Source organism: Vicinamibacteria bacterium (genome assembly GCA_035620555.1).
GTDB lineage: Bacteria > Acidobacteriota > Vicinamibacteria > Marinacidobacterales > SMYC01 > DASPGQ01.
The window spans coordinates 1-2,140 of the sequence record DASPGQ010000248.1 but is presented as its reverse complement, the minus strand read 5'-3'; the positions used below and the strand labels follow the sequence as shown (position 1 = coordinate 2,140).

Annotated in this window: 2 protein-coding genes; both read left to right on the top strand. The window is 60.5% G+C overall.

Annotated elements, in window-relative coordinates:
- A partial coding sequence (locus VEK15_10535; GenBank protein HXV61121.1) for a hypothetical protein occupies positions 1-1,256 on the top strand: 1,256 nt, incomplete at its 5' end.
- 89 nt (positions 1,257-1,345) lie between these two features.
- Positions 1,346-2,140, top strand: a 795-nt coding sequence (locus tag VEK15_10530; GenBank protein ID HXV61120.1) for an NAD-dependent epimerase/dehydratase family protein, incomplete at its 3' end; no start/stop codon positions are given.

Below are 2,140 nucleotides of genomic sequence, written 5' to 3'. Positions count from 1 at the left end.
ACGGCTTCTACCCGCGGTTCATGTTCTTCGCCTATTCGAACCTGCTGTCCATCCTGCACGTGGGCGAGATCCCAGCGGCGGTCCGGCTGCCGTTCTTCATCGTCTTGTGGGGAATCTACGTTCTGATTGCCGCGCTCGTGGGAGCGCTCTCGGCGAGCGACCGTCGATTGGACCGGTTTGTGATTAGCGGTGGCATCGCGCTCTTCGCCGTTTTCAATGTTTTCTATTCGACCTGGCATCCGCACTTCGCCGACATCGCCGAGCCGACCCACGTGGACACGCTGGTCACCTTCTACCTCCTTTCGGCCGTCTATTTCTTCGTCGAGAAGGAGCCCCTCTGGTTCCTCATCTCTTGCTTCTTCGCCTCGCTCTCGGTGTCGAACGGGATCGGATTGACACTCTTTCTGTTGGCGACGCTGTTCTGGACGGAAAAAAAGAAAAAGCGGGTGGTCCTACTCGCTTTGAGCTTTCTGTTCATCTACGGCGCGTACCTCGGATTGGTGGCGATCTACGACCGGTTTCATCCCCTCGGACCCCACAGGTGGTCCGTAATGGGCATGCTCGACTACTTTTCATGGACCGATCTCCTGGAGCCCGCGCGTTACGTTCCTCATCTCAAGTACTTGCTCATGATGACGGGCGTCCTTCCCGTTCTCTTCGCTCCCTGGGTCGGGAAAAAGGACGGCCTCTCACGCGCCGTCTTTCTCACGGCAACGGCGTACGTCGTGGCGGTCTTCTTCTTCGGAAGGTACAACCCCCACTACTTCACCAGCGTGGCCCTTCTCTTTCTGGTTCCTTTCTCGAGAACGCTGCAATCGATGGATCCACGTAAGGCCCGCTACGTCAAGGTGGCCTACCTGGCATGCGTGATCGCCATCGCGGCGGCGATCTTCCCCTTACGCTATGTCGTGAATCAGGAAGCCAGGGCTCTGGGAGCTCGAACCTGCATCGAGGCAACCGATTACCGGACCCAGGTCGACCTCGCGGAATCGATTTACCGCCTCTTCCCTTTTCGGAGATACGGGATAGGTCACCACACCCTCGTCTTCTATGCGGCGAAGGGAACCTGCTCTCGAGGCGAATACGACTACATCTTGAGCGCGCAGGAAAACCGCAGAGAGAGAGAGGGTTACGTCCGGGCCGGGCCCACCGACCTCCTCGTGAGAATCGGCATCGAGCGAGCCGTACCTCCAACGAGAAAATACAACGGAAACTCTCGATTCCTGTTGAAGGAGGTCTACCGGCGGAATCGATGACGGATGACTCACTCCCCGATCTGGAATAACATAGCGCCCCGGATGAATCTCCTTCGACGCGCGGCGCTCATCCCATCGGGAATAGCCTTTTGAAGACCGGGATCGCTCGAGACGTCGAGAGCTCGAAATCCGCCGTCGATTCGAGCGAGCGGGCGCCTGCCTCCAAGCCTGCCCGCTCCAGGCCGTCGCTCTTCATCACCGGCGCGACCGGCTACGTCGGTCGGCGTTTGTTGGAGCGGTTGGAACTGACGCGCTACGCGCGGGTGGCTTGTCTCGTCCGGGACCCGTCCGCTCTCGCGCTCCACCATACATCTGCTTCCGGATTCGATCTCGTCGGTGGAGATCTCGGGACGCCGGCCACTTATCGGGACGCTCTTCGAGGCTGCGACACCGTGATCCATCTGGCGGCAGTAACCGGGAAGGCAAAGCCCGCGGATTACTTCCGAGTGAATCGAGAGGGCACAAGGGCGCTGGTCGACGCCGCCAAGACGGCGGGTGTGCGCCAGCTGCTTCACGTCAGCACGATCGCGGTGAAGTATCCGGACGAAAGACGTTACTTCTACGCGCACTCGAAGCGCGAGGCGGAGCAAATCGTCGCCCGAAGCGGCATGGCCTACACGATTCTTCGGCCTACGATCGTGACCGGCCCCGGATCGCCCGTGGCCGAGGGGCTTGCCCGGATGGCTGGCGGGTGGCTCATGCCCGTATTCGGTGACGGCACGACCCAGGTCCAGCCCATCTTCGTCGACGATCTGATCGACTCCATCGTGTCGATCCTCTCGGACGGCCGCTTCCGGGGAGAGATCATCGAGTTGGGTGGTCCCGAGGTCATGACCATCGAAGAGCTCATGAGATCGATCGGGCGGGCTCGATTCGGTCGGGCG